We start from the raw sequence: 5,855 nt of genomic DNA on the forward strand, positions 1-5,855 counted from the left end.
GTTATTTATAAGGTTAAAGTTAATAAATAATTCTTAACTTTGTATTTAGATCTTCTACATGTGTAGTACCTAAAAATACCTTTGCTTTTTTGATCTGTAATGATTATTTTTTGTCAGTTTTATAAACCTTACCTGCCTTCATAACAAATGAGATCTGCTACTAAAAGAGCAATTGTTTTTTAATGGATTTCCTTTTACTGCGATTATATCAGCAGCAAATCCGGTTTTAATTTGTCCTAACTGACCATCCATTTTTAATAACTTAGCGCTATTAATAGTGGATGCTTGAATGGCTTGCAATTCTGTCATACCAAATTCAACCATACGTGAAAACTGTTTTGCATTATCGCCATGTGGGTAGATGGCTGCATCAGTGCCAAATACCATGTTTACACCCGCTTTCACTGCTCGGCTAAAGCTATCGCGTTGCTTTTTAGATACTTGTCGTTCTTTATTTAAATTTTCTTCGTCAACGCCGTTTTGCTCACCAAAACTTAGCGTGTATTCGGTATTGTAAATATCCATAGAAAGCCAAGTTCCATGTTTTTTGGCGAGAGCTATGGCTTCGTCATCTAAAAAGCTAGCATGCTCAACACTGTCAACGCCTGCTTTAATGGCTGTTTTTATACCGCTAGTTCCATGTGCATGCGCTGCGACGGGCAAATCTCGCATGTGTGCCTCATCAACGATGGCTTTCATTTCTTCAAAAGAATATTGTTGCACACCTACTTTAGTTCCTTTTGAAAATACGCCACCTGTCGCGCAAAATTTAATAGCATTTGCACCGTATTTAATATTTTCGCGTACTTTTACACGTGCTGCCCACGGACCGTCTGCCACACCGCTTGAAGTATATTTGAGTTCCGGTGGCAGCCTATTGTTATCGCAATGTCCGCCAGTAATACCTAATGATGGACCAGCGGCCCAAATACGAGAGCCGACAATATCGCCTGCATTAATGCCGTCACGCACTGCAATTACACTATAACCCTCAGCACCCACATTACGAACAGTTGTAAATCCTGCTTCTAACGTTTTCTTTGCAAAATAAGCGGCTTTTACAGCCATGCGTGGTACTGATTGACCTAAACGTTCACTGCGCGGTACGGTTGGGTCGCTTGTTAAATGTACATGCATATCCATTAAACCAGGGATCAGTGTTAATTCAGGTAAGTTAATGAGTTCATCTTCTTTGGTAAGAGTTGGTTTTTTGTTTTGTGAAATAGACGTGATGACGCCGTTATCTATGGTAATTAATGGCGACTGTATTAACTTACCATTTTCTACATCAAGCATTGCTTTGGCTGAAATATATGTAAGTGCTTGAGCATTTATACTATTTAAGCACAATAATGCAATAGAAGTGCACAGTAGTTGTTTTTTCATTTATTTTTCTTTGTGAGGAAATTTAGACTTCTTTTACTTTATCAAGCTAAAAATAAAGTGCAAATAAATAGCGATGAATGCAATTTGTCGTATTTTCTTTATTTAGTAAGCACTAGTGATCATAATAAGGTTGTATATTTTAAAAGGGTTATCATGAAATTAATTAAATTAGCCGTTGTAACCAGCGGTGTTATGTTTGCTTTAAGTGGTTGCGCCAATGCAGATTCGAAAACCAATACACATTCGCAATCAAACATAGACAGCACTTCAGTCAATGTTGTCTCAGAGCTATCAGCTGAGCTGCAGTTAGATGTACTTGTTGCACAGTATTACGATGAGTCCCTTGCCTTTAGTCCCATAAGTGCTACTTACAATGGTCGAAGTGAATTTAACGACCAATTTACGCCAGAAATCTCACAAACTAATCGTAACAAAAAAGTAGCTTTTTATTAAAAAGTAATCAACAACGTTTAGCACTTATTGATAAAGCGCAGTTAACAGGACAGGCTTTATTAAGTTATGAAATATTAGACCGTGATTTGGTTTTAAAGCTTCAAGGGATGCAATTTCCTAGTTATCTATTACCGATAAATCAAATGTCGGGGGCGCATAATACATTTGCAGGCTTTGGAACAGGACAAAGTGCTCAGCCATTTAAAACGGTTGACGACTATAGTGATTTTTTAAAGCGCAGTGAAGGCTTTATTAAATGGCTTGCTAGCGTACAAAATTCGATGGCTGAAGGTATGAAATTAGGTGTGGTATTGCCTGAACCATTAGCTCAAAAGCTTGCACCACAGTTCAAAGCACATGTAGTAACTAATGCAGAAAACTCATTATTTTGGGGGCCAATTAAAAATTTGCCTGAATCATTCACTGCACAGCAAAAACAAACTATAACAGCGCAATACCGTGAGCTGATTATGCAGCGTCTAGTGCCAGCGTATGACGCCATGAGTGAGTTTTTAGTTAAGCAATATATTCCTAATAGCCGTTCAACTGTGGGCTACAGTGATTTACCAAATGGAAAAGCATGGTACAAATATCAAATTAAAAAAAATACGACTTTGAACTTATCTGCTGAGGAAATTCATGAAATTGGTTTAAGTGAAGTGTCGCGTATTTTAAGTGAAATGAAAACAGTAAAAGAAACTGTCGGCTTTGAAGGTGATTTAGCGGTGTTTTTTGATCATCTACGTGACTCAGACGAGTTTTATTATGATTCAGCGGATGAGCTTGTTGCAGCGTATGAAAACGTAAAGCAAAAAATTGATGCACGCGTGCCTCTTTTATTTGATATTGCGCCCAAAGCTCCTTATATAGTAAAACCAGTTGAAGCTTACCGAGCGCAGTCGGCAGCAGGGGCATCTTACTCGTCTCCAGCACCAGATGGATCTCGTCCCGGTATATTTTATATCAATACTTATAACCTAAAAGCCCAACCTAAGTTTTTACTCGAAACCTTATCGATTCATGAAGCCGCGCCAGGACATCACTTTCAAATTGCACTACAGCAAGAGATTGATGATTTACCGGATTTTCGTAAATTTGGTGGTTACACCGTGTTTGCAGAAGGTTGGGCACTTTACGCAGAAAGCTTAGGCAAAGAGCTAGGCTTATTTACCGACCCTTACATGTGGTACGGTCGATTATCAGATGAGCAATTACGCGCAATGCGTTTAGTGCTTGATACTGGTTTTCATGCAAAAGGGTGGACACGCCAGCAAGGCATCGATTATATGCTTGCTAACTCTTCTATGGCTAAAAGCGATGTAATAGCTGAGGTTGAGCGCTATATTGCATGGCCAGGGCAAGCATTATCATATAAGTTAGGTCAGTTCAAAATTCAAGAACTGCGCGAGTATTGTAAAAAAGAGCTCGGTAATAAATTTGATATTAAAGCGTTCCATACGCAAATATTGATTGATGGCGCATTACCAATGCCAATATTAGAAGATAAAATTAAGCGCTGGGTTAAATCTCAAAGCTAGGAAGTGTTGAACTTTGAGGATTAAAATGAATTTAAACTATGGGCGATTTAATTTCTCCTATAAAGAAGACTAAGGCAGCGTGTCTATGCTGCGTTATTGGTAAGTATGAAAGTGTTAACACAACAACTTGCCTTCAATTAAACCAAGCATGCCTAGCAAATTTAACCTCAAAAGATAAACACGTTCGATTAGCCGCAAAGCCAATAAGTTTAAAGGTATTGGCTTTGCGCCACTTGCCGCAATACGTTAGAATGCGCGCTCTTTTAGGTGCTCGAGTAAATTATGTTTGATCAACAATTAGCAAATACACAATTTTGGCTTAAAAAAAGCTTAAGCGACATGAGTCAAAATGAATGGGAAGCCATTTGTGATGGATGCGGAAAATGTTGTTTAAATACGTTTATTGATAGCGAAGATGAAGACGAATTTACTGCAACCGATCAGCTGCGTGAAGGTGAGCAATTAATATTTACTAATATTGTATGTCAGTATCTTGATAACAACACCTGTGGTTGTAGCGAATACGAAAACCGCCAAACGCTTGTTCCTTCTTGTGTAAAACTTACAAAAGAAAACCTTAAAGACATTTTTTTTATGCCACAAAGCTGCAGTTATCGTCGTTTACATGAAGGCCGTGGTTTGGCTTCTTGGCATCCGCTATTAAATAAAGGCGACAAAACAAAGATGCATGAGTTAGGTATTTCTGTCAAAGACAAAACAGTAAAAGATTGCGATGTAAAGCTAGATGATTTTGATTTATACATTGCAGAGTGGCCAACAAAGGACGCTGATTAATGGCAAAGCTAAAAGCAAGTATTGGTTTAATTAACCCTAAAAGCCCAACTAATGTAGGCGGCGTATTGCGTGCTGCAGGCTGTTATGACGCTAAACAGGTTTTTTTTACAGGTAATCGTTACGCAAATGCTAAAAAGTTTCATACTGACACAAAAAATGTTGTAGAACGTATACCTTTAATTGAAACTGCCAGTTTAGAAAGCGTTAAACCTGAAGGTGCAACCGTTGTTGTTATAGAGCTTATTGAAGGTGCAACGCCACTTCCTGAATTTAAGCATCCTGAAAATGCATTTTATATATTTGGCCCAGAAGATGGGTCGATTCCAAAAGACCTTTTACAGTGGTGCGATGAAGTTGTGTATATTCCTACTATTGGTTGCATGAACTTAGCGGCTACTTGTAATGTGGTTTTGTACGATCGCTTAGCTAAATTAGGTGGGGTTGAAAGTAGCGATACAACGATCATAAATTCGCGCGATACAAATAACAAAATGAGATGGCATAAAGCATCTGATTAATTGAGGTTTACTTGTGCAAAAGTGTTAGTTGTAGCTAAACTTAAAAAATTATTAATCATAGATAGATTCTATAATGCGCTGGTTTTATTTTATATTATTACTGACAAGTAGTAATAGTTTTGCAGGTACGGCGGTTGAGTATTATCAAAATGGCATTCAACACGCTTTAAATGGGCATTACTATAAATCAGGAATGCTGTATGAAGCTGAAAATGCTAAACAAACGCTCCATTTAGCCACATTAGATTGGCCCCCTTATATTGGTAATGATTTATGCAATAAGGGTTGGGTTTATCAATTTTCTATTGCCTTATTGAATAATAAGGGCTACAGCGTGTATATCGAATTTTTGCCTTGGGCAAGAGCTGTACGAAATGTAGAGTTGGGCAAAGCTGATATATTAATACCTGAATATTTTATAGAAGATACTGCCCCCTCCGATTACGTCAATGGTAAAACACGTAGAGAATTACTTGGTTTATCTAATTCTTTTAAAGGTGGCGAAATTGCATTTTTAAAAAGGAAAGGCGATACAGACCGTTTCACTGGAAACTTAAAATCGCTTAAAGGGCAAAAGATTGGTGTTGTTCGTGGGTATCAAAATACGCCAGAGTTTGATGCTATGATGGACAATGATGAGTTTGAAATCATCACCTCTGTAGATGATTTACAACTTGTTCAATTACTAGTTGCCAAACGTGTTGATTTGATTATAGGTGACCCCGAGGTTCTTAAGTTTTCGGTTTCTTATTCTTCTTTAAATAAATCAGAGAAAAAGTATTTACTCTCCTCCGTTGAGCAAGAAAGCATTTCTCTGCAATACAATCCTTTATATTTTGCCATAAGTAAACTTACCCCTAATTGGCTCTTAATATTAGAGCATATAAACGAAGGGCTTTATCAGTTTCATAATAGCGGCGAGATGGATCGTATTATCAATACGACAAATACTCAATGCAAACAATAAATTTGAACGCTCCCTTGTTGTACTGACTAATTTATATAAACATATAAGTTTGTTATGCGTTTATAACGTGGTTCGGTTTACATCGTTGTACGCTTATTAACAAGGTTAAAATAACAATCTATAAAAGAGTGACAGAATACGTATTTTGTCACTTACATAACCATAACCATAAGGAAGTTACAGTTTGAGTTTATTCTG

3 protein-coding genes and 2 pseudogenes are annotated in these 5,855 nt (G+C 37.4%); 4 read left to right on the forward strand and 1 reads right to left on the reverse strand.

The features are described from left to right. Nucleotides 1–103 precede the first annotated feature (103 nt). A pseudogene (locus P20652_RS08170) lies at nt 104–1,386 on the reverse strand (amidohydrolase family protein). 153 nt (nt 1,387–1,539) lie between these two features. Between P20652_RS08170 and P20652_RS18235 the strand changes: the two are divergent. From P20652_RS18235 to P20652_RS08155, 4 genes and pseudogenes are all read left to right on the forward strand, one after another. Next, nucleotides 1,540–3,377, forward strand: a pseudogene (locus P20652_RS18235) (DUF885 family protein). Nucleotides 3,378–3,659: 282 nt separating this feature from the next. After that, complete coding sequence (locus tag P20652_RS08165; RefSeq protein WP_008169227.1) at nt 3,660–4,172, forward strand: YcgN family cysteine cluster protein; 513 nt, start codon at nt 3,660–3,662, stop codon at nt 4,170–4,172. After that, complete coding sequence (locus P20652_RS08160) at nt 4,172–4,690, forward strand: RNA methyltransferase (RefSeq protein WP_008169229.1); 519 nt, start codon at nt 4,172–4,174, stop codon at nt 4,688–4,690. Before P20652_RS08165 ends, P20652_RS08160 begins: the two co-directional genes overlap by 1 nt. 73 nt (nt 4,691–4,763) lie before the next feature. Beyond that, a complete protein-coding gene (locus P20652_RS08155; protein ID WP_008169231.1) occupies nt 4,764–5,657 on the forward strand; it encodes an ABC transporter substrate-binding protein in 894 nt (297 codons plus the stop codon). The last annotated feature ends 198 nt before the right edge of the window (nt 5,658–5,855 follow it).

It is taken from the genome of Pseudoalteromonas sp. BSi20652, assembly GCF_000239855.1.
In the GTDB taxonomy this organism is placed as follows: Bacteria; Pseudomonadota; Gammaproteobacteria; order Enterobacterales; family Alteromonadaceae; genus Pseudoalteromonas.